Raw genomic sequence first — 25,937 nt, forward strand, 5'->3', positions numbered from 1 at the left:
CCAGCGCGGCGATTGCGTAAGTTTCGTCGTAAGTTGTGTTGTCGCGGTCGCGGCTCGCGCCGCTCCTACAGTCGGATACGCAACTTCACTGCCGTCGTTGACGAGTGACGACAAGCTGCAATCAAGAGCTTTCGTCCGCAAGCGGCCGAGTTACTTTCTTTTGGCAGCGCGCCAAAAGAAAGTAACCAAAGAAAAACGCTGGTCTAAAGTCACCAGCCACCAAGTCCAGCACCCGGCGCGGGGCTGCGCCATAAGGGACATCCTGTCCCATGGCGCACGCGCGCATCCATGCGCGCGCCCTCCGGGGCTGCCGGCATGTTCTTCGCGTGGAGTTGCGTCCGAGCGAACAGCAACAGCCACAGCAAGGGCAACAGCCATAGCCACAGCCACAGCCGCTGTCTCCGGGCGCCTACTGAAGCGCTGGACGGCCCCCACTGCCCGGTAGCGACGGCCTCGACACCGCCATGCCGCCCCGAGAGGCACCGACGCCCCGTCCCGGCGGTGCCGCAGCGCCCACACCTGGGCGACGACCGCTCCAGCCGGCGGCGGGATCGGCGACAATAGCCGCATGCAAACCCGTTCCCTCGCCGACTGGCTCTCCTACATCGAACGCATCCACCCCAAGTCCATCGACATGGGCCTGGAGCGCATCCGCGAAGTCTCCCAGCGCCTCGGCCTGAGCCGCCCCGGCCGCGAGGTCATCACCGTCGGCGGCACCAACGGCAAGGGCTCCACGGTGGCCTTCATCGAGGCTATCGCCCGCGCCGATGGGCGCCGGGTCGGGGCCTACACCTCGCCGCACCTGCTGGCCTACAACGAGCGCATCCGCATTGACGGCGCCGATGCGGCCGATGCCGATATCGTCGCGGCGTTCGAGGCCATCGAGGCCGCGCGCGGCGAGGTGGCGCTGACCTATTTCGAATACGGCACCCTGGCCGCGCTGTGGCTGTTCGAACGCGCGGGGCTGGATCTGGCGATCCTGGAAGTCGGTCTCGGCGGGCGCCTGGATGCGACCAACCTCGTCGATGCCGACGTGGCGGTGATCACCACGGTCGACCTGGACCACCAGGACTACCTCGGCGACGACCGCGAGAGCATCGGTTTCGAGAAGGCCGGCATCGCCCGCGGCTTCAAGCCGCTGGTGCTCGGCGACGACGATCCGCCGTCGAGCGTGCTGCGCCATGCCTACCTGATCGGCGCCTCGGCGGTGCGCGCCGGCTGCGATTTCTTCTTCGCGCCGGCCGACGACGACGCGGCGCATTGGAACTGGCGCGAGGTCGGCTACGAGGCGCGATTGCCGCGCCCGGCGCTGAGCGCGCCGGTGCAGATGCGCAACGCCGCGGTCGCGATCGCCGCGCTGCGCGCGCTGGACGCCGCGCCGAGCGACGAGGCCTTGGCGCAGGGCGTGGCGCAGGCGCGCGTGGCCGGCCGCCTGCAGCGGTTCGAGCGCGACGGCGCGCAGATCCTGGTCGACGTCGGCCACAACCCGCAGGCCGCGCGCGAACTGGCCGCGTGGCTCGACGCGCAGCCGCCGCGGCCGACCCGGGCGGTGTTCGCCGCGCTCGGCGACAAGGACGCGGTGGGCGTGGTCGCGGCGCTGGGCGAACGCATCGCGGCCTGGCACCTGGCCGGCCTCGGCGGCCCGCGCGGCACCACGGTGGACGCCTTCGCCGAGCGCCTGCAAGGCAGCGTCGCCGAACGCGGACTGCGTCACGCCAGCGTCGCCCAGGCGCTGGCCGCCGCGCGCGCGGCGGCGGGCGAGGGCGAACGCATCCTGGTGTTCGGCTCGTTCCACACCGCCGCCGAAGCCTTGCAGGCGCTCGCCGGCGAGTAAGCCGTCGCGCAGCGTCTGCCTTTGTGGGAGGGCCTTCAGGCCCGGCGCTTTCGTACCCGATCACGGTGGCCTGACAGGAAAGCGTCGGGCCTGAAGGCCCTCCCACAAGAAAGGCCTCTTTCGATCCTGCGAACAACGCCTGTGCGCAGCGTGTTTTTCTGAACGCGTCACCGAACCCCGCCGCCCGCGCCCGGCCCTTTCGCCGACCGGGGGTATAATTCGCGCGGCACCCCGGCCAGCGAGCGACTGAGTAGCGATGGAACCTGCCCTGAAACAGCGATTGATCGGTGCGTTGGTGTTGATCGCACTGGCGGTGATCTTCCTGCCCATGCTGATCAAGGGCCCGGCGCCCGAAAGCGGCGCCTCCGATGTTCCGTTGACCTTGCCCGACCAGCCGCAGGGCGGCCAGGGCGAAACCCGCGAGCTGCCCCTGGTGACCCCGGGCGACGCACCGCACGACGGCATGGTCGGGATGGAACGCCCGCAGCCGGAGCCGGGCGCCGCCGCGCCGGCCGGCAACGGCCAGACCCTGCCGACGGTGGACACCGCCGCCGGCCGCCAGGGCATGCAGCCGGCCGCCGCCGCCGGCGGCGACTACGCCGTCAGCTTCGGCAGCTACGCCAGCGCCGGCGACGCCGACCGGGTCATCGCCGCGCTGCAGGCCGCGCGCCTGCCGGGCTATCAGGAAACCGCGGCCGGCGCCAACGGCCGCACCGTCTACCGCGTGCGCATCGGGCCGTTCGCGACCCAGGCCGACGCCGAGGCCGCGCGCCTGAATTCGACCAAGGTGCGCAACGACATCAACGCCAAGGTCGTCGTGCTCAACGCCGATGCCGCCGACCTGGCCTCCGGCCCGGCGCCTGCCCCGGCCAAGCCGGCGAGCACCCCGGCGCCGCTCAACGAGAACAAGCCGGCCAAGCCCGCGGCGCTGCCGCCGGAGCCGGCCAAGCCGGTCGCGGCCAAGCCCGCCGAAGCCAAGCCGGCCAAGCCCGCGGACACCAAGCCGGTCGCCAGCGCCAAGCCGGTGGAGACCAAGCCGCTGGAGCCGGCCAAGCCCGCCGCCAAGCCCGAACCCGCCGCGCCGGCCAAGCCGGCCGCCGCCGGCACCGGCTTCGCCGTCCAGCTCGGCGCCTTCGGCAATGCCGAGGAAGCCAACAAACTGCGCGACCGCGCCCGCGCGGCCGGTTTCAGCGCGTTCGTCGAACAGGTCCGCACCGACAAGGGCACGCTCAACCGCGTGCGCATCGGTCCGGTGGTCAATCGCGCCGACGCCGACAAGCTCAAGGGCCAGGTCGCGGCCAAGCTCGGCATCGGCGACGCGCTGGTCAAGCCGCATCCGTAAGGACGCGCCCGGCGCGACCGCAACCGGCTGCCAGTGAGCGGCGGCCGCAACACGCTAGGGAGTAAGGCGCAATGACGGCTCTGGACTGGGGCTTGCTGCTGATCGTGGCCTTGTCGGCGCTGCTGGGCATGGCGCGCGGGCTGATCGGCGTGGCCATGTCGCTGGCGGCCTGGCTGCTGGCCGGGCTGGGCGCGTTCCTGTTCGGCGGCGACGTCGCCCACGTGCTCGGCGACAGCGGCCTGAGCTGGGGCTCCTACGCCGCCGGCTACACCCTGTGCTTCGCCGCGATCTGGATCGGCGTGGGCATCCTCGGCTACGTGATCCGCACCGTCGCCCATTCCTACGGCCTGTCGGAGATGGACCGGCTGATGGGCCTGGGCCTGGGCACCCTGCGCGGGCTGATCTTCGCCTGCGCGCTGCTGGTGGTGCTGGCCATGACCACATTGCCGCGCGAGCGCAGCTGGCGCGATTCGAGCCTGGCCAAGCTGCTGATGCCGGGCGCCCAGCTGATGCGCAGCGCGCTGCCGGACCCGATGGCGGCCAAGGTCGACCTGGAAGGCCGCGGCGGCTCGCTGCAGGAAACCGTGCAGACCCAGGCCGGCCAGCTGGAAAAGAACATCAAGGGCAAGATGCAGTTGCCGACCGGCGGGCTCGACGGGCTCGGCGGCGCGCTGCCGGGCGCGTTCGGCGGCCAGGGCCCGGCGCATACCGACCCGGCCCAGGCGCTGCCGCAGCCGCTGCCTGAACCGCAGGCCCAGCGGCGCGGCGGCGGCAGCGGCAACCCGCTCACCGACATGCTGCCCGGCGCCTTGCGCGACCTGATGCCGAAGCTGCCGTCCGGGCAGGGCGCGGGCAACCGCCCGCGCGCGGGCGAAGACGGCCCGATCCAGGACGATGGCCGCCCGATCGACGCGCGCAACGACGACAAGCACGTGCAGTAGGCGCCGGCGCGCAACGCAGCATCGCGCGCCGCGCCGCTGACGAACGCCGGCGGCGGCGCCATCTGCGCCATGCGTATCCGGCCGTTTCGCTTCCGCCGCGGCCGCCGCCGGCGCCGCGGCACTGCAATTGCGGCCGCCACGGGCGATAATCCGCGCCGCCGCGGCAGGCGGCCCCACGACTCACCGCGTCCCCACGCGACACCACAGGCAGGACCAGCGCTATGTGCGGCATTCTCGGAATCGTCGGCAACACGGATGTCGCCGCCCAGCTCTACGACGGACTCACCGTGCTGCAGCACCGCGGCCAGGACGCGGCCGGCATCGCCACCGCCGACGGCGCGCGCCTGCGCGTGCACAAGGGCAACGGCCTGGTCAGCGACGTGTTCGACGAGGCGTCGATGCGCCTGCTCGAAGGCCGCGTCGGCATCGGCCACTGCCGCTACCCGACCGCCGGCAGCGAAGGCTCCGACGAGGCCCAGCCGTTCTACGTCAACTCGCCGTTCGGCATCGCGCTGGCGCACAACGGCAACCTGATCAACACCGACACGCTGCGCCGCGAAGTGTTCGAGCAGGACCGCCGCAACATCAACACCGAATCGGATTCGGAAGTGCTGCTCAACGTGTTCGCGCACGAGCTCGACCGCCAGCGCGCGCTGACCCCGGAGGCCGCGTTCGCCGCGATCGAGGGCGTGCACCGCCGCTGCGTCGGCGGCTATGCCGTGGTCGCCACCGTGCTCGGCCTGGGCCTGGTCGCGTTCCGCGACCCGCACGGCATCCGCCCGCTGGTGCTGGGCAAGCGCCGCATCGGCAACCAGGACGAATACGCCGTCGCCTCCGAATCGGTGGCGCTGGACCTGCTCGGCTTCGAGCGCGTGCGCGACGTGCGCCCGGGCGAGGGCATCGTGGTCACCGCGCGCGGCGAGCTGTTCTCGCACCAGTGCGCCGAGGTGCGCAAGCACACGCCGTGCATCTTCGAATACGTCTACTTCGCCCGTCCCGACTCGATGATGGACGACGTCTCGGTGCACAAGGCGCGCATGCGCATGGGCCAGACGCTCGGCGAGAAGATCCTGCGCCTGCGCCCGGACCACGACATCGACGTGGTGATCCCGATTCCCGACACCTCGCGCGACTCGGCCCTGGAAATCGCCAACACCCTGGGCGTGAAGTACCGCGAAGGCTTCATCAAGAACCGCTACGTCGGCCGCACCTTCATCATGCCGGGGCAGGGCGAGCGGGCGAAGTCGGTCAGGCGCAAGCTCAATCCGATCCCGCTGGAGTTCCGCAACCGCGTGGTGCTGCTGGTCGACGACTCGATCGTGCGCGGCACCACCTCGCGCCAGATCGTGCAGATGGCGCGCGACGCCGGCGCGCGCAAGGTCTACCTGGCGTCCGCCGCGCCGGCGGTGCGCCACCCGAACATCTACGGCATCGACATGCCCTCGGCCGAGGAACTGGTCGCGCACGGCCGCAGCGACGAGCAGGTGCAGGAACTGCTGGGCTGCGACTGGCTGATCTACCAGGACCTCGACGCGCTGGAACAGGCGGTGTCCGGGCCCAAGCACCGCATCGACCACTTCGATTCGTCCTGCTTCAACGGCGAGTACGTGACCGGCGTGGAGCCGGGGTATTTCGAGCGCATCCAGCAGATGCGCTCGGACGACGCCAAGAAGACCCGCCGCGCTTCGTGAGCGCGGCGGCGCCTGAGGCGCCGGCGTCGAGCCTGTTCGATGCCGCGCGCGCCTGCCTCGATGCGGCCACGCCGCAGGCCAAGGTCGAGCTGACCTTCGCCTATGCCAGCGCGTTCGCGCGCGGCGAGCTGGCGACGCCCGACGATGCGCCGCCGCCCGAGCCGATCCGCATGCCCGGCCGGCCGTCGAAGCCGGCGCTGGTGCATCCGCGCGAACTGCCCAAGCGCGGCTTCGGCACCGCCGAAGGCCGCGCCGCCTTCGTCCACGCCATCGCCCACATCGAATTCAACGCCATCGACCTGGGCTGGGACGCGGTCTACCGCTTTCGCGGCCTGCCGGCGCAGTTCTATGCCGACTGGGTCGGCGTGGCCAACGACGAGGCGCGCCACTTCCAGTTGCTGCGCGAGCGCCTGCGCGAGCTGGGCTACGACTACGGCGATTTCGACGCCCACAACGGGCTGTGGGAAATGGCCGAGAAGACCGCGCACGACGGCCTGGCGCGCATGGCCCTGGTGCCGCGGGTGCTGGAGGCGCGCGGCCTGGACGTGACCCCGGGCATGATCGTCAAGCTGCGTTCGATCGGCGACACCGCCACCGTCGCGATCCTCGAAACCATCCTGCGCGAAGAGGTCGGCCACGTCGCCGCCGGCTCGCACTGGTTCCGCTGGTACTGCGCGCGCGCCGGCGTCGATCCGAACCCGCGCTTTCGCGAGCTGCTGGCCGAATACGCGCGCGCCGTGCTGTACGGCCCGTTCAATTTCGACGCGCGCAGCGCCGCCGGTTTCGACGACGAAGAGCTGCGCATGCTGGAAGCCTTCGCCAACACACGCGACTGAGCCGATCGGCGCTGAAAGCTTTTGTGGGAGGGACTTCAGTCCCGACGCTTTCGGGTCAGTTCGCCGTGCGCTGAGCGAAAGGCATCGGGACTGAAGTCCCTCCCGCAAAAAAACACATCCGTGCGCGCTCGCTGCGCCGCGTCATTCCGCCACCTTCGCGCGCAAAGCGCCGCCGCGGCGGATATGCCATGGTCGCCGTTCCACAGACAGGGAAGGGGGAGACTGTGAGACCGACGATCGCATTGTTCGCCGCATCGCTGCTGGCCTGCGCGCCGTCGCACGCGCACGCCGCCGGCCCCGGCGCGGACGACTACGCCCGCGCCGAGAAGGTGCTGGACTACAACCTCAAGGGCAAGGTCCGCAACGCCAAGGTCGATCCGCATTGGCTGGCCGACGGCCGCTTCTGGTATCGCCGCGACGGCGCCGCCGGCGCCGAGTACGTGCTGGTCGATCCGGCCCGGCGCACGCGCGCGCCGCTGTTCGATCCGGCGCGCCTGCGCCAGGCGCTGGCCGCGGTGGCGGCGGACGCCGACCCGGCGCCGCGGTCGGTGCGACTCGAGGACGGCGCGCTGCGCGGCCGCTTCGCCGCCGGCGCGGTCGCGCTGTCGTGCGACCTGTCGGCCTACCGCTGCGAGGCCTCCGCGTTGGCCGTGCCCGATCCGCTGTGGCTGGCCTCGCCCGACGGCACCCGCGCGCTGCTGGTGCGCGAACACAACCTGTGGCTGCGCGACCTGCGCAGCGGCGCCGAACGCCAGCTCACCCGCGACGGCGAGGCGCACTACGGCTACGGCGTGCTGCCCGACTTCGCCCTGCACGCGGTGCCGCGACAGCAGGGAAAATGGACGTCGCCGCCGATGACGGTGAGCTGGTCGCCCGACGGCAAGCGCGTGTTCGGCACCCGCTACGACGAGCGCAAGGTCGAACCGTATCCGATGGTGGCGATGGCGCCGGAGAACGGCTGGAAGCCCAAGGTCTACGACATCCGCCTGGGCCTGCTCGGCGAGGCCGAGACCGCGCGCGACGAGTGGTATTCGATCGATGTGGATGCCGGCAAGGTCCGGCGCATCGCCATCCCCGAAGGCTGGAACCACGCGATCGAATCCGACCTGCTGGGCTGGTCGGCCGACGGCCGCCGCGTCTATGCGCCGATCGCCCGCTACGACCGCCCGGCGCGCATGCAGCTGACCGAGGTCGAGCTGGACAGCGGCAAGATTCGCGCGTTGCTGGAAGAGCGCTCCGACACCCGCATCCAGCTCAACGATTTCCTCTACAGCCGCCCGGCAGTGGCGGTGCTGGGCGCGCGCAACCAGATCGTGTGGTTCTCCGAGCGCGACGGCTGGGGCCATCTCTACCTCTACGACCTGCGCGACGGCCGATTGATCCGGCGGATCACCTCAGGGAAGTGGCTGGTACGCGACGTCATCGGCGTCGACGAGGCGCGCGGCGAACTGTTCTTCACCGCCGGCGGGCGCGAGCCCGGCGATCCCTACCAGCGCCGGCTGTATCGGGTTTCGCTGGACGGCGGCGAACCGACCTTGCTGACCCCGGAGGCGGCCGATCACGCGATCGAAGCCGGCGCCAGCGCGATCCTCGGCGGCCCGCCGAACGACCAACTCTCGCCGGACCGCGCGTACGTCATCGACAGTTACTCGACCCTCGACGCGGCCCCGCGCACCGTGCTGCGCTCCACCCGCGACGGCGCGGTCGCGCTGGAACTCGAACGCGCCGACGACAGCGCGGTGCGCGCCGCCGGCTGGGTGCCGCCGCAGCGGCTCAAGTTCACCGCCGCCGACGGCCGCAGCGAGATCTGGGCCACGGCCTATTTCCCGCCGGACTACGCGAAGCAAAAAGCCCGGCCGGGCCAGTACCCGGTGATCGACGCGTACTACGGCGGCCCGCAGATCAACAACGCCCCGGTCGGCTTCGTCGACGCCACCGCCACCACCAATCCGATCTCGCGCTCGGCGCTGGCGCGGCTGGGCTTCGTGACGATCACCATCGACGCGCGCGGCACGCCGGGGCGTTCGCAGGCCTTCCACGATGTCAGCTTCGGCGATTTCGCCGACCCGCAGATCGACGACCACGTCGCCGCGATCCAGCAACTGGCGCAGCGTTTTCCCGGCATCGACGCCGGCCGGGTCGGCGTCTACGGCCATTCCTTCGGCGGCTACACCTCCACCCGCGCGATGCTGTACCGGCCGGATTTCTACAAGGTCGCGGTGTCCTCGGCCGGGCCGCACAACTACCAGGGCATGTACGGCGGCGGCGTCAACGGCCTGGAACGCCTGCTCGGCGGCCCGCCGGACTACGGCGACGGCCGCCACGTCCGGCCCTCGCCGGGCGCGATACCGGAGAACTACCGCAAGCTCGACAACGCCGCCCTGGCCGACAAGCTGCAAGGCAAGCTGATGCTGGTGCTGGGCGACCTCGACGAGAACGCGCTGCCGGCGGTGACGCTGCAGTTCTCTTCGGCGCTGATCCGCGCCAACAAGGACTTCGACCTGCTGTACCTGCCGAACCAGAACCACGAACTGTTCCGCAACGACGCGTACTACACGCGGCGGATGTGGGATTACTTCGTCGAGCACCTGGGCGGGACCAAGCCGCCGGCCGGGTACAAGCTGGCGCCGCCGCCGGGCAAGCCGACGGGCCAGGTGTTCTGACCCGCGCGCGTCGGCGCCGTGTCCGGGCAGACGTCCGGGCGCGGTGCCGGTGCGCCATCGCCGCGTCGGCGCACTTGCGCGATACTGGCCTCGTCGCGTCGGCGGCGGCCGAAGCACGGACGAAAACAGGAGCGGCGAATGGACGCGCAACCCAGCGGATCGGCTCACGGATTTTTCCGCCTGCGCGAACGCGCCTGGCGCGGGTTCGCGCGCGATGCCGGCCTGGCGCTGACCTTGATGGCTTGCTTGGCCGGCGCCGCCGCGGCGCGGCCGCGCCAATACGTGGCCCAGAGCTTCGCCAAGCGCGATTTCGTTCCCCACGTGTACGACCAAAGCGAAGTCGTCCGCGCTTATGGCCCGGGCTGGGTGACGGTGGACAGAGGCGTCCAGTACCGCTGGTATCGCGATGCCGTATCGGATCGCTGGTTGCGCCTGGCCAGCGACATGGATCCGGCGCCGTTCTATCGCACCATCGACGAGATGCTGGTGTCCTCGTTCGGCCCGCCGCGCGCGGTGAGCGGGCGGACCGAATCGCTGGCCGCGGTGGAGTTGTTCGGCGTGACGCTGGGCAGCCCCGCCGCCGAAGCGGTGAACGCCGCCAAACGCCGCCATTTCCTGCGGCGCGGCCCGACCCGGCTGCTGGGGCGACGGGTCGAGGAAATCGAATTCCTTGCGCGCGGGCCGGACACCGGCCTGATTTATCGCTACTTCCTGCAAGAAGGACGGGTGGTGGGGTTGTCGGTCGCGATCACCGAGTAAGCGCGCGCCGCCGCGAAACCATCGAACGTATACGCTTGTGCGCCGCCATCGGCGGCGGCAACGGCGATAGACGGCGTCATAAACGCCGAAGTTTGCGATCGCGCTCGTGTCTGCGCTGGCAACCCGCGCACACCCTCTGCGCCGATTCGATCAAATGACGCCGATCTGAAATACCCCTTTCACACGTCCCGAACAGACTTCCGGCCTTCGCTCCCCGCCGCCCGGAGCGAATGACGCGAGGGATCGCGCCAGTGGCGGTCCCCCATACAAATCGGAAGTCCCATGACGACGAAGACGACGCTCCTCGCCGCCTCGATCCTGCTGTGCCTGCACGCAGGTTCCAGCTTCGCCGCCGAAGCGCCCGCCGCCGATGCCGCGCCCGCCGACGCTACCGCCGACGCCGGCCGCGACGCCACCACGCTCGACAAGGTGTCGGTGGTCGGCACCGGCCAGACCCGCCAGGTGCAGGTCTTGGGCCGCGCCGAACTGCAGCGCGAAGCCGCCGGCACCAATCCGCTCAAGGTGATGGCCAAGCTGCCGGGCGTGCACTTCCAGAGCTCCGATCCGTGGGGCAACTACGAGTGGTCGAGCAAGCTCAGCATCCGCGGCTTCTCGCAGCAGCAGCTCGGCTTCACCCTCGACGGCGTGCCGCTGGGCGATATGAGCTACGGCAACCACAACGGCCTGCACATCGGCCGCGCGATCTCCTCGGAGAACCTGTCCGGCGCCGAACTCTCGCAGGGCTCGGGCGCGATCGACACCGCGTCCTCGGGCAACCTCGGCGGCACCTTGCGCTTCTTCAGTTCCGATCCCGCCTCCGAGTTCGGCGTGCGCCTGGCCCAGACCCTGGGCAGCGATTCGACCAGCCGCAGCTTCGTGCGCATGGACACCGGCGACCACAACGGCTTCAGCGCCTACCTCAGCGGCGTCTACCACACCACCGACAAGTGGAAGGGCGACGGCCCGCAGCGCGGTTCGCAGTTCAACGGCAAGTTCGTCTACGCCGGCGAGGACTTCAAGATCACCGGCTTCGCCGATTCCTCGCGCCGTCGCGAGACCGACTACGCCGACCTGTCGCTGGAATCGGCCAAGCGCCTGGGCATGGACTGGGACAACTACGCCAAGGACTGGCAGCGCGCGATCGACGCGGCCGGCGGCGTTTTCCGCGGCGGCGTGACCAGCGTCGACGACGCCTACTACATCGCCCGCGGCGTGCGCGACGACGACTTGGTCTACCTCAGCGCCGAGTGGAACGCCTCGCCCGACCTGACCCTGGCGGCCACCGCCTACTACCACACCAACGAAGGCCAGGGCCATTGGGCCACGCCGTATTCGACCTCGCCGACGGTGCCGCTGCGCATGCGCACCACCGAGTACGACATCGAGCGCACCGGCTTCATGCCGAGCCTGAGCTGGCAGCTCGGCAACCACCGCCTGCAGGCCGGCCTGTGGCTGGAGAAGAACGACCACGGCGTGCAGCGCAACTTCTACGACCTCCAGCGCAACGAGCCGCCGAACGACATCTTCTTCTACCGCAACCCGTCCGAGCGCGTGTTCCGCCAGCGCTTCGACACCGACACGCGCATGTACTACGTGCTCGACCACATGGAGTTCGCCGACGGCCGCCTGGCCGTGGACGCGGGCTTCAAGGGCCTGCGCGTGGAGACCGACGGCAAGACCCTGATCGGCGGCGCCAGCCGCGCCAGCGGCAAGCTGGTGTCGGAGGACAACTTCCTGCCGCAGCTCGGCGCGCGCTGGCAGCTCGGCGAGCACGAGGAAATCTTCGGTTCGTATAGCGAAAACCTGTCGGCGTTCCGCACCGGCGTCAACGGCCCGCATTCGACCTCGCAGGCGGCGTTCGATGCGGCGGTCGGCTCGCTCGAGCCGGAAAGCTCCAAGACCTTCGAAGCCGGCCTGCGCACCAGCCGCGAGCAGATCGAGGCCTCGGTGGCGGTGTACCGGGTCAACTTCGAGAACCGCCTGCTGGCGATCGCGCGTTGCGCCGGCATCGTCGGCTGCGCGTCCAGCTTCGCCAACGTCGGCGACGTGGACAGCCGCGGCGCCGAGGTCACCGTGCTGTGGAAGCCGATCGCCGGGCTGAGCTGGTACCACTCGCTGGCGTTCAACGATTCGCAGTACGAGTCGGATTACCTCGACGGCGTCACCCTGGTGCGGACCAAGGGCAAGCAGGCGGTCGACGCGCCCAAGCGCCTGTACGCGACCGAGCTGCGCTGGGAACGCGACGGCCTGGCCCTGCAACTGGGCGCCAAGTACACCGACAAGCGCTACCTGACCTACCTCAACGACTCCAAGGTCGACGGGTTCTGGGTGGTCGACGCGGCCGCGTCGTACGAATGGAAGCAACTGTCGTGGGCGGACGCGTTCAAGCTGCAGTTGAACGCGACCAACCTGTTCGACAAGGAATACTTCGGCAGCATCGGCACCAACGGCTTCGTGGCGTCGGACCCGAAGGGCCTGAACTACACGCTGCAGTCGGGCGCGCCGCGGCAGGTGTTCGTGACGGCGGAAGTGCGGTTCTGATCGGAGCCGTTCGCGCCCGCTAGGGCGTCGGACAAGCGAACGCCCGCGTCGTCGCGGGCGTTCGTTTTTGCGGTGACGGCGCAGCGACTGTAGGAGCGGCGCAAGCCGCGACCGCGACACCGCGCTTACGACGCGACCTGCTATTCCGCGGTCGCGGCTCGCGCCGCTCCTACAGGAGGCCCATGCGGGCGAGTCGGCGCTTGTGGGCGCATGCGGCGCAACTTGCTACCCCGCAGTCGCGGCTCGCGCCGCTCCTACAGGCAGGCCATGCGGGTTCAGTTCAGCGCTTGCAGTTGCAGGCCGTCGCGATCCACCCGCAGCACCGAACCTTGTTCGTACCAGTCGCCGAGCACCACGCGCTTGCAGGCGCGGCCGCCGGCGTCGAGGTCGTGGATCGCCGGGCGGTGGGTGTGGCCGTGGATCATCGTGTCCACGCCATAGCGCACGAAGGTCTCGGCGACGGTGGCCGCGGCGACGTCGGTGATGGTCTCCATGCGCCCGGCGTCCTTGAGCCCGGCCTGGTGCGCCTTGCTCGCCGCGCGCGCCTGCTGGGCGAAGGCCAGGCGCGCGGCCAGCGGCTGGGCCAGGAACTGCGCCTGCCACAGCGGATGGCGGGTCTGGGCGCGGAACTGCTGGTAGGCGATATCGTCGGTGCACAGCAGGTCGCCGTGGCCGATCAGCACCGGCCGGCCGTACAGCACGATCACCGCCGGGTCCGGCAGGATGCGCATGCCGGCGCGCTGCGCGTAGTCGCGGCCGAGCAGGAAATCGCGGTTGCCGCGGATGAAGAATACCGGCACGCCCGAGTCGGCCAGCGCCTTGAGCTCGGCGGCGACGAAGGCGCCGGTCTCGGCCGGGTCGTCGTCGCCGACCCAGGCTTCGAACAGGTCGCCGAGGATGTACAGCGCGTCGGCGCCGCGGGCCTCGTCGCGGACGAAACGGCCGAACAGCTCGGTGATCTGCGGGCGTTCGGCGTCCAGGTGCAGGTCGGAAATGAAGAGCGTGGTCATGGCGCTAGTTTAGGGCGTTTGCCCGGGCCGGGCCGGGGCAGGGCGCACCGGGGCCGCGAAAGGCCGGCGCGAGGCGGTTTGGCCGCCAGGGCGCCCGCCGCGCCCGCATCCGTTAAAATCCCCGGTCTCCCTCCGATCCACCCGAGCCCGCGCATGACCCGCACCCGCTTCGCCCCCAGTCCCACCGGCTACCTGCACATCGGCGGTGCCCGCACCGCCCTGTACTGCTGGCTGGAAGCGCGCCGCGCGGGCGGGCAGTTCGTCCTGCGCATCGAGGACACCGACCGCGAGCGCAGCACCCAGGCGGCGATCGACGCGATCCTGGAGGCGATGGACTGGCTCGGGCTGGGCTACGACGAAGGCCCGATCTACCAGACCCAGCGCCTGCAGCGTTATCGCGAGGTGGCCGAGCAGATGGTCGCCGCCGGCACCGCGTACTACGCCTACGAAACCCGCGACGAGCTCGAAGCCGCGCGCAACGCCGCGCTCGCCGCCAAGGAGAAGCCGCGCTACAACGGCGCCTATCGCGAGCGCAACGAGCCGTTCCGCGACGATCCCAACCGGGTGATCCGCTTCAAGAACCCGCTCGAGGGCACGGTGGTGTTCGAGGACAAGGTCAAGGGCCGGATCGAGATCGCCAACAGCGAGCTCGACGACCTGGTGATCTTCCGCGCCGACGGCTACCCGACCTACAACTTCGCGGTGGTGGTCGACGACCTCGACATGCGCATCACCGATGTCGTGCGCGGCGACGACCACGTCAACAACACTCCGCGCCAGATCAACATCTACCGCGCGCTGGGCGCGCCGGTGCCGCATTTCTCGCATTTGCCGATGATCCTGGACGAAAGCGGCGCCAAACTGTCCAAGCGCACCGGCGCGGCCGATGTGATGCAGTATCGCGACGCCGGCTACCTGCCGCACGCGCTGCTGAACTACCTGGTGCGGCTGGGCTGGTCGCACGGCGACCAGGAGATCTTCTCGATCGAGGAGATGACCCGGCTGTTCCAGCTCGCCGACGTCAATTCCAGCGCTTCGCGCCTGGACGCGGCCAAGCTGGGCTGGATGAACCAGCAGTACCTCAAGAACGACGATCCGGCCGAAGTCGGCAAGCACCTGGAATGGCACCTGCGCCAGCAGGGTTTCGATCTCGCCGCCGGCCCGGCGCCGGCCGACGTGGTGATCGCGCTGCGCGACCGCGTGCAGACGCTCAAGGACATGGCCGAGCGCGCCGCGGTCTGGTATCGCCCGCTGCAGCAGTACGACGACGCGGCCGTGGCCAAGCACCTGGGCGCCGCCGCGCAGGCGCCGCTGAGCGAGGCGCGCGCGCGCCTGGCGGCGCTGCCGGCGTGGACCGCGGACGCGGTCGGCGCGGCCCTGCACGAGGCCGCCGAGGCCCTGGGCATCGGCATGGGCAAGGTCGCCCAGCCGCTGCGCGTGGCCATCACCGGCACCCAGGTCAGCCCGGACATCTCGCACACGGTCTACCTGGCCGGCCAGGCCCAGGCCTTGCAACGCATCGACGCCGCCCTCACTAAGATTCCCGCGTAACCCGTCGCGAAGGCCGCCACGCCGCCACCGGAGCCCGCCATGAGCACCAGCACCGCCTGCACCGATCCCCAGCACCACGTCCACGACGGCGACGCCTTCGTGCACGAGGTCGAGCGGGCCTGCGAGCAGCGCGGGCTGCGGCTCACGCCGATCCGCGCGCACGCGCTGCGCCTGATCGCCGATGCCGGCCGGCCGATGAAGGCCTACGACCTGCTCGACCAGATGAAGGCGACCCACGACGCCGCGGCGCCGCCGACGATCTACCGCGCGCTGGACTTCCTGCTCGAACACGGCTTCATCCACAAGCTGGCGTCGATCAACGCCTTCGTCGGCTGCCACCACCCCGGCGGCGCCCAGCACGCGGTGCCTTTCCTGATCTGCGACACCTGCCAGTCGGCGACCGAACTGGAAGACGAGCGCATCGTCGACCTGCTCGAAGCCCGCGCCCGCGCGCTGGGCTTCGTGCCGCAGGCGCAGACCCTGGAAGTGCACGGCATGTGCGCCGGCTGCGTCGAGGCCAAGGCCGCCAAGGCCTGATCGCCAACGGCGCCGACGGCCCCCCTGTAGGAGCGGCGCAAGCCGCGACCGCGGAACCACGCATACGACGAGACTACCCGCTGGCGCAGAGCCGGCGGGTGCGGGCGCTATCGCCGCGACCTCGCAAAAACGCCGCTATCGCCCCCAAACCCCCTGTAGGAGCGGCGCGAGCCGCGACTGCGAATCCGCAACGACGACGGAACCTTCCCGCCAGCGAAAGGCTTGCAGATGGAGACGTCGTCGTTGCGGATTCGCGGTCGCGGCTCGCGCCGTTCCTACAGGCAGGCCATGCGGGTTCGCTCAGGCCTTGGCCGCCGCCAACCCGGGCGCGACCGGCCTGGCTTCGCGGATCGGCAGGTTCGCCGCCGCCGCCAGCAGCGCCAGCACGATGTCGGCGTACCACATCCAGGTGTAGTCGCCGAACTTCGCCATCGCCAGGCCGCCGAGCCAGGCGCCGAAGAAGCCGCCGATCTGGTGCGAGAGCAGGGTCAGCCCGAACAGGGTGCCCAGGTAGCGCGGGCCGAACAGCTTGCCGACCAGGCCCGCGGTCGGCGGCACCGTCGCCAGCCAGGTCACGCCCAGGCCGGCGGCGAACAGGTAGAAGGTCAGCGGCGTCGGCGGCGAGAGCAGGTAGATCGCGATCAGCGCGGCGCGGCTGGCGTACATGCCGGCGAGCAGGTACTTCATCCGCCAGCGCTGGCCGAGCCAGCCCGCGGCGAGGCTGCCGGCGACGTTGAACAGGCCGATCAGCCCCAGCGCCATCGCCGAGACGTTGTCCGACAGCCCGCACAGCGCGATCTCGCCGGGCAGGTGGGTGACCAGGAACGCGATGTGGAAGCCGCAGGTGAAGAAGCCGACGTGCAGCATCCAGTAGCTCGGGTTGTGTAAGGCGATGCGCACCTGTTCGCGCAGGCCGATGCCATCGGCCGCGGCGTTCGCCGCCACCGCCGTCGCGCGTTCGCGCCGGCGCCGCAGCGGCCAGGCCAGCGGCAGCGTCGCCAGCGCGGCCACGGCCAGCGTCCACATCGCCGCCATCCAGCCGGCCGCGGCGATCACCGCCTGCACCAGCGGCGCGAACAAGAACTGGCCCATCGAGCCGCCGGCGTTGATCACGCCCGCGGCCATCGAGCGCTTTTCCGCCGGGATGCGCTGCGCGGTCGCGCCGATCAGGACCGAGAAACTGCCCGCGCCCGCGCCGGCCGCGCCGAGCACGCCGAGGGTCACCGTCAGGCCCCATTGCGAGGACACGAACGGCGTCAGCGCCATGCCGGCCACCAGCAGCAGCCCGCCGAACACCAGCACCCGGCCCGGACCGCGCTGGTCGGCGAGCGCGCCGAACAGCGGCTGCACCGCGCCCCATATGAACTGGCCGATGGCCAGGGCGAAGCTGATCTCGGCGATGCCCAGGCCGGTGCTGCGGCCGATCGGCTTGACCAGCAGCCCTTGCGACTGGCGGATGCCCATGGTGATCAGCAGCATGGCGGTGGCGGCGAGCAGCAGCGGCCAGTAGGACGCGGGCTTGGGTGGCGCCGTGGGCGAGGTGGGGCTCATGGGAGCTCTGCGCAGTGGGTGGAGGCTTCCGGCCTGGCGTTCGGTCGGGCGTTGCCGCGGAAGAGGCGGTATCGCGACGCCGTCCGGTGGCCGGTGCTGGGGCCTTCAGGCCCGATGCCTTTCGATCAGTTCGCGGCGATCCAGCTTTTGAGGAAAGGCCTTCGGGCCCAAGGTTTTTCGGTCAGCGCGCAGCGATCCAGGTTTTGTGGGAAGGGCTTCAGGCCCGATGCTTTCGGCTCCGCTCTGATCGAAAAGCGTCGGGTCTCAAGGCCCTCCCACAACAGCGGACCGAAGCTCATGGCGCTTCGCCCTGCAACTGCGCGATCGCCCGATCCAGTTGCGCATGCAGCGCGGCGATGCCGTCCGCGCCGAGCCCCTGGTCGATCTCGTCCTGCGCCCGCCGCCACAGCGGCATCGCCCGCTCGACCGCCGCGCGTCCGGCCGCGGTGATCCGCAGCAGCCGCTGGCGCGCGTCTTCGCCCGGCGCCGATTCGATCCAGCCCGCCGCCGCCAGCGGCTCGAGGTCGCGGCTCAGCGTGCTGCGGTCCATGCCCAGCTCGTGGGCGATCTCGCCCAGCGGCCGGCCGCGGCCGCCGGTGCGGCGCAGGATCGAGTACTGGTTGAGGTTGAGCCCGGCCGGCGCCAGCGCCTGGTCGTAGCGCTGGCTCATCAGCCGCGAGAGCTTGCGCATGCGAAAACAGGTGCAGACGCTCTGGACCGCGGCAGGGGCGGTGGTTGGAGGCGAAGCGGGGGCGGTCGGGCGATTCATTGAGTGTATATACACCTAATTCCGCCATGACCGCAAACGCCGGCCATGGGGCCGGCGTCTGGGGCGCGGGAGGCGGGATCGCCGAAGCCGGGCGAGGCCCGGCGTCAGCGCGCAGGGCCGCCCCGGTTGTGCGCGCGCGAGCGTGGCGCGCGGTCGCGGACGACCGGCGCCAGGGCGATGCGCGCCGCGGCGACGCGCGTACGCAGGGCAGGGCTCAGAAGAACACCCGCACGCCGAAGTCGACGCCGCGGCCGGGCAGCACCACGGTGTCCTTGAGGAACGAGGTGTGCACGCGCGCGACCTGGTCGGTGAGGTTGTTGCCGTCCAGGAACACCTCGTAGCCGAGGTTGCCGGCATCCCAGTGGTAGGCCAGGTGCGCGTCGACCAGGGTGTAGCCGTCGGTCGGGGTTTCGTTCGCCGCCACCTTGTCCTGCTTCATGTAGCGGGTCGCGCCGAGCGAGGCGCGCCAGCTGTCGGCGTTCCAGCGCAGTTCGCCGCCGAAGCGGCCCGGCGCGATGCGCGGCAGGTTGCCGCCGCTGTCGAGCTTGGCGCGCACGGTGTCGCCGAACACGCGCACGTCGAACTTGCCGGCGGCGCCGTCGAACACGTGGGCGATGGCCTCGCCCTCGAAGCCGGTGAACTTGGCGTCGGCCTGGCTCCACTGGCGCACCGGGTTGTCTTCCTCGACCTCGCCGGTGTCGACCAGATAGATGAAGCCGTCGAAGCGGGTCTGGTACGCCGCGACCTTCGCTTCGAACAGCGAGCCGTGGTAATGCAGCCCGATTTCGAACTGGTCGGCGCGCTCCTTGCGCAGGTTGGCGTCGCCGATCTCGAACGAGGCGGTGGCCGCGTGCAGGCCGTGGGCGAACAGTTCTTCCTCGGCCGGCGCGCGCTCGGCGCGGTCGAGGTTGACGCTCAGGCGCCAGGCTTCGTTGAACTTCCACAGCAGGCCTGCCGACAGGCTGACCGGGGTGAAATCGCGCTTGTCGCCGCCGTCCGGAGTCACCTTGACCTTGTCCACGCGCGCGCCGAGTTCGAGCTTGAGCGCATCCCAGTCGCGCTGTTCGGTCACGAACAGGCCGCCGGCGCGGGTCTTGGTGCGCGGCACGAAGGCCTCTTCGCCGATCGCCTGGAACTTGCGGTCGAAGCCCTGCAGGCCGATCGCGCCGGTCCAGCCGGCCAGCGGCTTGTGGGTCAGTTCGAAGCGGCCCTCGGTGGCGTCGTTGAGGAAGCGCGTGCCGACTTCGGCGCCTTCGAACTCGGTGTGCTCGTACTCGGTGTTGGCGACGCTGGCGCGCAGGCCGCTGAAGATGCCGAACTCCTGGTTGATGCCGCCCTTGAGCTCGAAGCGGTTCTGCTTCATGTCGATGTGCACCGGCGATTCGCCTTCCTCGGCGTCGCCCGGTTCGCCCGGATTGCCGTACTTGTCCTCGTAGCGCGCGGCGGAGAAACCCAGGAAGCCCAGGTCGCCGACCAGCGACGCGCCGAGCGCGCCGGTCTTGGTGTCGACGAAGCTGTTGCGCTGGCGGCCCAGCGGCGTGTCGTAGTCGTCCTTGTTGCGGTAGACGCCGTCGGCGTGCAGCACCAGCGCGCCGTCGGCGCCGGAGGCATCGACGCGGGCCATGCCGGTGACGCCGTCGTCGACGCTGCTGCGGCGGATCTCTGCGCGGCCGGACACGGTTTCGTCGAGCGGCTTCTCGGCGATGCGGCCGTCGACCACGTTGACCACGCCGCCGATCGCGCCGCTGCCGTAGAGCAGGGTGGCCGGGCCCTTGAGCACTTCGATCTGGTCGGCCAGGAACGGCTCGATCGCGACGTTGTGGTCCTGGCTGACGGTGGACACGTCCTGGGTCGCCAGGCCGCCGCTCATGACCGCCACGCGCGCGCCTTCCAGGCCGCGGATGATCGGCCGGCCGACGCCGGCGCCGAAGTTGGAGCTCTGCACGCCGGGCAGCTTGCCGACGGTTTCGCCGAGGGTGTTGCCGCGCGCCTCGTCGAGCTTTTCGCCGGACAGCACCTCGACCGGCTGGGCCAGGTCCTCGGCGCTGCTCTTGAGCGGGTTGGCGGTCACGACCACCGCGTCCAGGCTGGTAGCCTTGTCGTGGCGGGTGTCGCTGGGACTGGAGCCGGCGGCGTCCTGGGCCGCGGCCTGGCCGAACGGCAAAACAAGGGACAAGGCCAGTGCGAGCGCACTGCGGCGGGCGAGCGGGGAGACCACGATGGGGTTGGACATATCGAAAGAGCCGATTCTGAACTGGCGGGGGAGGTTGAAATGTTATAAAGTAACGCTACTTGATTGACAACCATCCCATAAGTCATCCCTGCTCATGACGGCATTCCTTCGCGGCCTGCTCGACCGGATCGGCGCCTTCGGCTCGCTGGCCTGCGCGGTGCATTGCGCCGCCCTGCCGGTGCTGATCGCGGTGCTGCCCTCGCTGGGGCTGGCGGCGTGGTTCGGCGACAGCTTCGAACTGGCGTTCGTGATCTTCGCCACCGCGCTGGGCTGTTTCAGTGTCATCTCCGGCTATCGCCGCCACCATGCGCTGCGCGCGCTGGGCCTGCTGCTGCCGGGCCTGGGCCTGCTGTGGGTCGGCGTGCTGTACGCCCCGCTGCACCATTCCCTGGTGCCGCACGCCATCGCCATGACCATCGGCGGCGGCTTGGTCGGCCTGGCCCATCTGGCCAACCTGCGCCTCAACCACGGCCACGTCCACGACGCCCACTGCGCCCACTGAGCGCCGGGCCGTCCGCACCCCGGCTTCGAGCCTCGCCGACCCTCCCCAGCGCGCCGCCGCAGGCCCGCCGAACCCGTGTCCCAGGCGCTTGTGCTAGGCTTCGCAGCCTCGCGCGCGAGCCTTTCGCGCGGATCCCGGGCATCGCGACCCCGGCCGCGGCGTTCGCGGCTTGCGCGAGCCATCATTTCGAAACACCGTACATCTCGATTACAGGAGCACGACCATGGGTAAGGGCGACCGCAAGACCGCCAAGGGCAAGCGCTACAACTCCAGCTACGGCAACGCCCGCAAGGCCGTGACCAAGGCCACCGGCAGCGCCGCCGCGCCGGCCGCCAAGAAGACCGCCAAGACCGCCGTCGCCAAGGCGCCGGCGAAGAAGGTCGTGGCCAAGAAAGCCACCAAGGAGTAAGCCGCGCCGCGGCCGTACGGCCGCCGCTGCGACGACGAAGCCCCGCTCCGGCGGGGCTTTTGTTTTGGCGCGGCCGGCGGCGTTCGCGCGCGTTGAGGGGCCGGACGGCTGCATACAAAAGTCACTTGCATCGCAGAGGCTGCGTGCCCGGCTTCAATATTTCGAGACGGTCTGTGATTTTTTCATTAAGATTCGCGCCGATCCCGAGGAACGGGACGCTTACCGAATCAAGGACCAAGGGGACTTTAATGAAGAAGCAACTCGCGCTGGCCCTCGTGCTGGCCGCCGCCTCCACCTCCGCTGCCGCCTACGAGAAGCTGAGCCACACCTACGTCGAAGCCGGCTTCGCCCATCAGCAGGCCGAAGTGCCGGTGCTGGCCCCGGCCGGGGTCACCGTCGACGACATGAAGGCCAACGGCGGCTTCATCAACGGCTCGGTCGCGGTCGGCGAGAAGTTCTACGTGTTCGGCGGCTACCAGAAGGGCAAGGACGACAGCATCGCGGTCAACTTCGAAGGTTTCGGCAAGATCGGCGAATTCGAGATCGACGCGCAGCAGGCCCACGCCGGCGTCGGCTACGGCCACCAGCTCAGCGACCGGGTCCAGTGGACCGGCGAAGTCAGCTTCCTGCGCACCCGCTTCAAGGCCAAGGGCGACGACATCACCCAGGACACCGCCCGCGGCGACGACTACCGCGCCTCGCTCGGCCTGCGCGGCAACCTGGCGCGCAACTTCGAAGGCTGGATCAAGGCCAACGTCACCGACGGCGATATGTACGACAAGGAGTTCAGCGGCACGCTTGGCGGCCTGATCAAGTTCAACGACAGCTGGGGCATCGTCGGCGAAGCCGAGATGGGCAGCGACCAGAAGCAGTACCGCCTGGGCGTGCGCTGGAGCTTCTGATCCGCGCAGCGCGCTGTCGGCAGCGCAGCAACGACGAAGCCCGGCTCGCGCCGGGCTTCGTTTTTTCTGGAACCTGCGCGATGGCGGGACGCCCTTGTGGGAGGGCCATCAGCAGGCCCGACGCCTTTCGATCGGCCGCGATGAAGTTTCAAGGCGGCCTGAGCCGAACGCGTCGGGACTGAAGTCCCTCCCGCATCGGCGCCGGCAGCTCACTCCGGCGCGTCCTGCACGATCACGTACTGCTTGCGGAATTCGATCGTCTGCCCCGGCGCGCTCGGCCAGCGCGCGGCGTAGTCGCGCAGGCCGTCCAGGCCTTGCGGCCAGTCCTCGCCGTTGACCCGGCAATCGGCCTGGCATTCGCCGTCCTGGTGGTCGCGCGAGGCGAACAGGCGCAGGGCGAACAGGCCCTGGTCTTCGAGCAGCGGGCGGAACGCGTCCAGCGAGTTGGTCAACAGGCAGCACGGGCAGAAGCCGTGGGCCTGGCCGTCTTCGCCCGCCGCGCAGGCGTCGGTTTCCTCGCCGTCGGCGTTGCGCGCGGCCGCGCCGCCGCCGTCGCGCGCCGCGTCCGCCGCGGCCTGCTGCGCGCGGCCGAAACTCGCGACCGGGCCGAACACGATCCGCCGCGCGCGCCGCGGCGCGCCGTCTTCGCCGCCGAACTCCATGCGCATGGTCATGCACGCCTCCGGCTCGGCGCGCGCCGCGTCGAGCAGCGCGAGCAGATCGGTACGCGCCCATTGTTCGAAGCCGCGCTTGACCGAGTCGTCGAAGGTTTCGCCGGTGGCGTGCTGGTATTCGAACAGGCCCTGCGGGAACAGCCGCGGGTGGTTGCACTGGACGGTGCTGGCGGTGCGGATGGTGCCGCCGTCGAGTTCGGTGAAGTCCACCAGTTGCGGGAACGCGAACAGGCCGTCGTCGCCGATCTCGATCCAGCCGTTGTCGTAGGCGTGCGCGTGCTGGCCGTGCTCGCCGAGGACCGCGGCGAGGGTTTCGACCAGGTCGAACGGCTCCAGGTAGGTCTCGCCGCGTTCGTCCTCGAAACGCAGGTGGCCGGCCGGCGAGCCGCCGGGGTTGGCTTCGAGCAAGCCGAACTCGGGACCGGCCGCGGATGCGCTCACGAACGCACCGCCTTGGCCTCGACCTCGCCCCACACCCGCAGCAGGTTGCCGCCGAGCACCTTGCGGATGGTCTCCTCGGAATGCCCGCGCGCCTTCATGCCTTCGATCAGGTTGGGATAGTCGGCGACCGACTTGAGCCCTTCGGGCAACGCGCCGCTGACGCCGTCGAAGTCCGAGCCGATGCCGACGTGATCGGCGCCGAGCAGCTTCACCGCGTAGTCGATCTGGTCGAGCACCGCGTCGATCTTGACCGTGCGCGGCGGATGCGCGGCCTCCCATTGCTTGTCGAAGGCCTCGCTCGACTTCGGCGTTTCGCCGCGCTTGCGCGCCGCGGCCTGCGCTTCCTCGAACTTGGCGCTGGCGACGAAATAGGCCTGGGTGTCGGCGGCCGAGGCCGGGTCGACGAAGGCGTTGCCGAACACCACCTGGACCACGCCGCCCTTGGCCGCGACCGCCTTGGCCAGCTCGTCGCTGAGGTTGCGCTCGAAGCCGGGGGTGAAGTGGCGCAGGCCCGAGTGGCTGGCGATCACCGGCGCCTTGCTGCGCGCGAGCACGTCGCGCACCGCGTCGTCGGACAGGTGCGAGACGTCGACCATGATGCCGAGCCGGTTCATCTCGTCGACGACTTTCTCGCCGAACGGGCTCAGGCCTTTCCAGGTGCGCTTGCGGCTGTAGGAGGAATCGCTGATGCGGTTGTCCTCGCTGTGGGCGAGGGTGATGTAGCGCACGCCGCGGTCGAAGAACAGCTTGAGCCGGGACAGGTCGTCGCCGATCGGCGCGCCGTTCTCCATGCCCAGCGCCAGCAGCACGCGCTGGTTGTGCGCGTTCAAGCGTTCGAAGTCCTTGGGCGAGCGCAGCACCGCGAACTGCTCCGGGCGGCGCCCGACCATCGCCTCGACCGCGTCGATCTGGGTGTGCGCGGTCTGGGCGGCGGTGCCGGCGGCGTCCTCGCCGGGCGAGGTGTAGATCGACATGAAGGCGATATCGAGCCCGCCCTGGCGCGCGCGTGGGTAGTCGAACTCGACCTTGGGCGTGTCCAGCCCGAGATCGGCCCAGTGGCGCAGCAGCCCGGTCGGCGCGTCGATGTGGGTGTCGACGATGATTGCGTCCTGGGCGAAGCGCTGGCCGGCGCTGAGGGGCTGGTCGGCGTGCGCCGCGAGCGGCGCGAGAGCAAGGGCTAGAGCGAGAGCGGCGATCCGCACGGGTCCTCCGGGTAGGCGCGGCGCGCATCGGGGCGCGCGGGAGGGCCAGCGTACAACAGCGGCGCGGTGCCGTTTGTGGCGGTGCAGCGAAGGGCAGCCCGCTTTATGTAGGAGCGGCGCGAGCCGCGACCGCGACAACGCTATTACGACGAAGGTTGCGGCGCGGTTGCGTTGTCGCGGTCGCGGCTCGCGCCGCTCCCACAAGGGGGATACGGACCTTCAGGCGATCTGGCGACCTTCGCAGAACACGCGCTGCGCCAGGCGTCCGCCGAGCCAGTAGCACAGCTCGGCCGGATGACGGATGTCCCACAGCACGAAGTCCGCGCTGGCGCCGAGCTTGAGCGCGCCGGTCTCGTCCAGGCCGAGCGCCTTGGCCGCGTGCACCGTCGCCCCGCGCAGCGCCTCTTCCGGAGTCAGCCGGAAATGCGTGCACGACAGCTGCATCGCCTGGCGCAGCGACAGCAGCGGCGAGGTCCCGGGATTGCAGTCGGTGGCCACCGCCATCGCCACACCGTGCTCGCGGAACGCGTCCAGCGGCGGCAGCTTGGTTTCGCGCAGGACGTGGAACGCGCCCGGCAGCAGGACCGCGACCGTGCCGTGCGCGGCCATCGCGCGCACGCTCTCCAGCGAGGTGTGCTCGACGTGGTCGGCCGAGAGCCCGTCGAAGGCCGCGGCCAGCGCGCCGCCGCCGAGGTCGCTGAGCTGGTCGGCGTGCAGCTTGACCGGCAGGCCGAGCGCGCGCGCGGCTTGGAACATGCGCGTGGTCTGGGCCGGGCTGAAGCCGATGCCCTCGCAGAAGGCGTCGACCGCGTCGACCAGGCCTTCGGCGTGCAGCCGCGGCAACCAGGCGCAGGCGGCGTCGATGTATTCATCGGCGCGGCCCTGGTACTCCGGCGGCAACGCGTGCGCGGCGAGATACGTGGTGCGCACGCGCACCCCGAGCTGCTCGCCCAGGCGCCGCGCGACCCGCAGCATCTTGCGTTCGTTGTCGAAGTCCAGGCCATAGCCGGACTTGATCTCCAACGTGGTGGCGCCGTCGGCGATCAGCGCGCGCGCGCGCGGCAGCGACTGGCGCAGCAGTTCGTCCTCGTCGGCCTCGCGCACCGCGCGCACGCTGGAGACGATGCCGCCGCCGGCGCGGGCGATCTCCTCGTAGCTGGCGCCCTGCAGGCGCAGTTCGAATTCGCGCGCGCGGTCGCCGGCGAAGACCAGGTGGGTGTGGCAATCGATCAGCCCGGGCGTGATCCAGCCCTGGGCCTGGATCACCTCGGCGGCCAGGGCCTGCGGCGCCGCGGGCAGCTGCGCGCGCGGGCCGAGCCAGGCGATGCGGCCGTCGCGCCAGGCCAGGGCGGCGTCGGCGATCTCGCCGTAGCCGGCGGCGCCGTCGAGGGCGGCGAGCGAGGCGCCCAGGATCAGGCCGTCGTAGGGCGGGCGGTCGGGGGAAGGCGATGAGGACGTCATGCCGGCGATTCTAGAGGCTGCGGCCGCGTACGGTTGTGTACGCCGGCGCATCGTGCCGCTGCGGGCGCCGCGGGCCGCCGGCTTCGGC

General features: G+C 70.5%; 21 protein-coding genes. 13 read left to right on the plus strand and 8 right to left on the minus strand.

The window, feature by feature from the left end; genetic code table 11:
* Positions 1–568: 568 nt before the first annotated feature.
* From folC to BLV01_RS05105, 8 genes are all read left to right on the plus strand, one after another.
* Positions 569–1,834, plus strand: coding sequence for a bifunctional tetrahydrofolate synthase/dihydrofolate synthase (gene folC / locus BLV01_RS05070; protein WP_091794808.1), 1,266 nt, complete (start codon positions 569–571; stop codon positions 1,832–1,834).
* A 256-nt stretch (positions 1,835–2,090) separates the two neighbouring features.
* Positions 2,091–3,176 carry an SPOR domain-containing protein gene (locus tag BLV01_RS05075; RefSeq protein ID WP_091794811.1) on the plus strand — a complete coding sequence of 362 codons (1,086 nt, stop codon included), beginning with the start codon at positions 2,091–2,093 and terminating at the stop codon, positions 3,174–3,176.
* 71 nt (positions 3,177–3,247) lie between these two features.
* Positions 3,248–4,117, plus strand: coding sequence for a CvpA family protein (locus tag BLV01_RS05080; RefSeq protein ID WP_091794814.1), 870 nt, complete (start codon positions 3,248–3,250; stop codon positions 4,115–4,117).
* 221 nt (positions 4,118–4,338) lie between these two features.
* Positions 4,339–5,808 carry an amidophosphoribosyltransferase gene (purF, locus tag BLV01_RS05085; protein WP_091794817.1) on the plus strand — a complete coding sequence of 490 codons (1,470 nt, stop codon included), beginning with the start codon at positions 4,339–4,341 and terminating at the stop codon, positions 5,806–5,808.
* Positions 5,805–6,644: a ferritin-like domain-containing protein gene (locus BLV01_RS05090; RefSeq protein WP_091794820.1), complete on the plus strand. Its 840-nt coding sequence runs from the start codon at positions 5,805–5,807 to the stop codon at positions 6,642–6,644. Before purF ends, BLV01_RS05090 begins: the two co-directional genes overlap by 4 nt.
* Positions 6,645–6,868: 224 nt before the next feature.
* On the plus strand, positions 6,869–9,307 hold the full coding sequence (locus BLV01_RS05095; protein ID WP_254782517.1) for a S9 family peptidase: 2,439 nt from the start codon (positions 6,869–6,871) through the stop codon (positions 9,305–9,307).
* A gap of 246 nt (positions 9,308–9,553) precedes the next feature.
* Positions 9,554–10,066, plus strand: coding sequence for a hypothetical protein (locus tag BLV01_RS05100; protein WP_139178501.1), 513 nt, complete (start codon positions 9,554–9,556; stop codon positions 10,064–10,066).
* Between the two features lie 282 nt (positions 10,067–10,348).
* Positions 10,349–12,607 carry a TonB-dependent receptor gene (locus BLV01_RS05105; RefSeq protein WP_091794829.1) on the plus strand — a complete coding sequence of 753 codons (2,259 nt, stop codon included), beginning with the start codon at positions 10,349–10,351 and terminating at the stop codon, positions 12,605–12,607.
* Between the two features lie 275 nt (positions 12,608–12,882).
* Here the strand turns inward: BLV01_RS05105 and lpxH are convergent, their stop codons facing one another.
* The gene (gene lpxH, locus BLV01_RS05110) at positions 12,883–13,617 is read right to left on the minus strand and encodes a UDP-2,3-diacylglucosamine diphosphatase (RefSeq protein ID WP_091794832.1); all 735 of its coding nucleotides are present in this window, start codon (positions 13,615–13,617) and stop codon (positions 12,883–12,885) included.
* 153 nt (positions 13,618–13,770) lie between these two features.
* Between lpxH and gltX the strand changes: the two genes are divergently transcribed.
* A complete protein-coding gene (gene gltX / locus BLV01_RS05115) occupies positions 13,771–15,168 on the plus strand; it encodes a glutamate--tRNA ligase (RefSeq protein ID WP_091794835.1) in 1,398 nt (465 codons plus the stop codon).
* Between the two features lie 39 nt (positions 15,169–15,207).
* Positions 15,208–15,705 carry a transcriptional repressor gene (locus tag BLV01_RS05120; RefSeq protein WP_091794837.1) on the plus strand — a complete coding sequence of 166 codons (498 nt, stop codon included), beginning with the start codon at positions 15,208–15,210 and terminating at the stop codon, positions 15,703–15,705.
* A gap of 300 nt (positions 15,706–16,005) precedes the next feature.
* Here BLV01_RS05120 and BLV01_RS05125 read toward each other — a convergent pair whose 3' ends face one another.
* The 4 genes from BLV01_RS05125 to BLV01_RS05135 all read right to left on the minus strand — a co-directional run bounded on the left by BLV01_RS05125 (position 16,006) and on the right by BLV01_RS05135 (position 20,258).
* Positions 16,006–17,256 (minus strand): MFS transporter, encoded by a 1,251-nt coding sequence (locus BLV01_RS05125; RefSeq protein WP_091794840.1) that lies wholly within the window; start codon positions 17,254–17,256, stop codon positions 16,006–16,008.
* A 125-nt stretch (positions 17,257–17,381) separates the two neighbouring features.
* Positions 17,382–17,555 (minus strand): hypothetical protein, encoded by a 174-nt coding sequence (locus BLV01_RS26115; RefSeq protein ID WP_175485785.1) that lies wholly within the window; start codon positions 17,553–17,555, stop codon positions 17,382–17,384.
* Positions 17,552–17,947: a MarR family winged helix-turn-helix transcriptional regulator gene (locus BLV01_RS05130; RefSeq protein ID WP_254782518.1), complete on the minus strand. Its 396-nt coding sequence runs from the start codon at positions 17,945–17,947 to the stop codon at positions 17,552–17,554. The genes BLV01_RS26115 and BLV01_RS05130 overlap by 4 nt, the downstream gene beginning before the upstream one ends.
* A gap of 292 nt (positions 17,948–18,239) precedes the next feature.
* Positions 18,240–20,258 (minus strand): TonB-dependent receptor, encoded by a 2,019-nt coding sequence (locus BLV01_RS05135; RefSeq protein ID WP_091794846.1) that lies wholly within the window; start codon positions 20,256–20,258, stop codon positions 18,240–18,242.
* A 94-nt stretch (positions 20,259–20,352) separates the two neighbouring features.
* Here BLV01_RS05135 and BLV01_RS05140 point away from each other — a divergent pair, with 94 nt between their 5' ends.
* From BLV01_RS05140 to BLV01_RS05150, 3 genes are all read left to right on the plus strand, one after another.
* Entirely contained in the window at positions 20,353–20,760 is a 408-nt protein-coding gene (locus BLV01_RS05140) for a MerC domain-containing protein (protein WP_168356422.1), read from the plus strand.
* 223 nt (positions 20,761–20,983) lie between these two features.
* Positions 20,984–21,169: a 30S ribosomal protein THX gene (locus tag BLV01_RS05145; RefSeq protein ID WP_057946712.1), complete on the plus strand. Its 186-nt coding sequence runs from the start codon at positions 20,984–20,986 to the stop codon at positions 21,167–21,169.
* A 248-nt stretch (positions 21,170–21,417) separates the two neighbouring features.
* Positions 21,418–22,071 carry an outer membrane beta-barrel protein gene (locus BLV01_RS05150; RefSeq protein ID WP_091794852.1) on the plus strand — a complete coding sequence of 218 codons (654 nt, stop codon included), beginning with the start codon at positions 21,418–21,420 and terminating at the stop codon, positions 22,069–22,071.
* Between the two features lie 209 nt (positions 22,072–22,280).
* Here the strand turns inward: BLV01_RS05150 and BLV01_RS05155 are convergent, their stop codons facing one another.
* The 3 genes from BLV01_RS05155 to hutI all read right to left on the minus strand — a co-directional run bounded on the left by BLV01_RS05155 (position 22,281) and on the right by hutI (position 25,849).
* Entirely contained in the window at positions 22,281–23,186 is a 906-nt protein-coding gene (locus BLV01_RS05155; RefSeq protein ID WP_139178503.1) for a DUF6348 family protein, read from the minus strand.
* Entirely contained in the window at positions 23,183–24,388 is a 1,206-nt protein-coding gene (locus BLV01_RS05160; protein WP_091794858.1) for a dipeptidase, read from the minus strand. Before BLV01_RS05160 ends, BLV01_RS05155 begins: the two co-directional genes overlap by 4 nt.
* Positions 24,389–24,607: 219 nt before the next feature.
* A complete protein-coding gene (gene hutI, locus BLV01_RS05165; protein WP_091794860.1) occupies positions 24,608–25,849 on the minus strand; it encodes an imidazolonepropionase in 1,242 nt (413 codons plus the stop codon).
* Between the last annotated feature and the right edge of the window lie 88 nt (positions 25,850–25,937).

The organism is Lysobacter sp. yr284, assembly GCF_900107375.1.
GTDB lineage: Bacteria > Pseudomonadota > Gammaproteobacteria > Xanthomonadales > Xanthomonadaceae > Lysobacter.

What these genes read in the sequence shown, in the direction of transcription:
- folC (WP_091794808.1), top strand. Translation starts at nt 569, where the DNA reads ATGCAAACCCGTTCCCTCGCCGACTGGCTCTCCTACATCGAACGCATC.
- BLV01_RS05075 (WP_091794811.1), top strand. Translation starts at nt 2,091, where the DNA reads ATGGAACCTGCCCTGAAACAGCGATTGATCGGTGCGTTGGTGTTGATC.
- BLV01_RS05080 (WP_091794814.1), top strand. Translation starts at nt 3,248, where the DNA reads ATGACGGCTCTGGACTGGGGCTTGCTGCTGATCGTGGCCTTGTCGGCG.
- purF (WP_091794817.1), top strand. Translation starts at nt 4,339, where the DNA reads ATGTGCGGCATTCTCGGAATCGTCGGCAACACGGATGTCGCCGCCCAG.
- BLV01_RS05105 (WP_091794829.1), top strand. Translation starts at nt 10,349, where the DNA reads ATGACGACGAAGACGACGCTCCTCGCCGCCTCGATCCTGCTGTGCCTG.
- lpxH (WP_091794832.1), bottom strand. Translation starts at nt 13,617, where the DNA reads ATGACCACGCTCTTCATTTCCGACCTGCACCTGGACGCCGAACGCCCG.
- gltX (WP_091794835.1), top strand. Translation starts at nt 13,771, where the DNA reads ATGACCCGCACCCGCTTCGCCCCCAGTCCCACCGGCTACCTGCACATC.
- BLV01_RS05120 (WP_091794837.1), top strand. Translation starts at nt 15,208, where the DNA reads ATGAGCACCAGCACCGCCTGCACCGATCCCCAGCACCACGTCCACGAC.
- BLV01_RS05125 (WP_091794840.1), bottom strand. Translation starts at nt 17,256, where the DNA reads ATGAGCCCCACCTCGCCCACGGCGCCACCCAAGCCCGCGTCCTACTGG.
- BLV01_RS26115 (WP_175485785.1), bottom strand. Translation starts at nt 17,555, where the DNA reads ATGAGCTTCGGTCCGCTGTTGTGGGAGGGCCTTGAGACCCGACGCTTT.
- BLV01_RS05130 (WP_254782518.1), bottom strand. Translation starts at nt 17,947, where the DNA reads ATGCGCAAGCTCTCGCGGCTGATGAGCCAGCGCTACGACCAGGCGCTG.
- BLV01_RS05135 (WP_091794846.1), bottom strand. Translation starts at nt 20,258, where the DNA reads ATGTCCAACCCCATCGTGGTCTCCCCGCTCGCCCGCCGCAGTGCGCTC.
- BLV01_RS05140 (WP_168356422.1), top strand. Translation starts at nt 20,353, where the DNA reads ATGACGGCATTCCTTCGCGGCCTGCTCGACCGGATCGGCGCCTTCGGC.
- BLV01_RS05145 (WP_057946712.1), top strand. Translation starts at nt 20,984, where the DNA reads ATGGGTAAGGGCGACCGCAAGACCGCCAAGGGCAAGCGCTACAACTCC.
- BLV01_RS05150 (WP_091794852.1), top strand. Translation starts at nt 21,418, where the DNA reads ATGAAGAAGCAACTCGCGCTGGCCCTCGTGCTGGCCGCCGCCTCCACC.
- hutI (WP_091794860.1), bottom strand. Translation starts at nt 25,849, where the DNA reads ATGACGTCCTCATCGCCTTCCCCCGACCGCCCGCCCTACGACGGCCTG.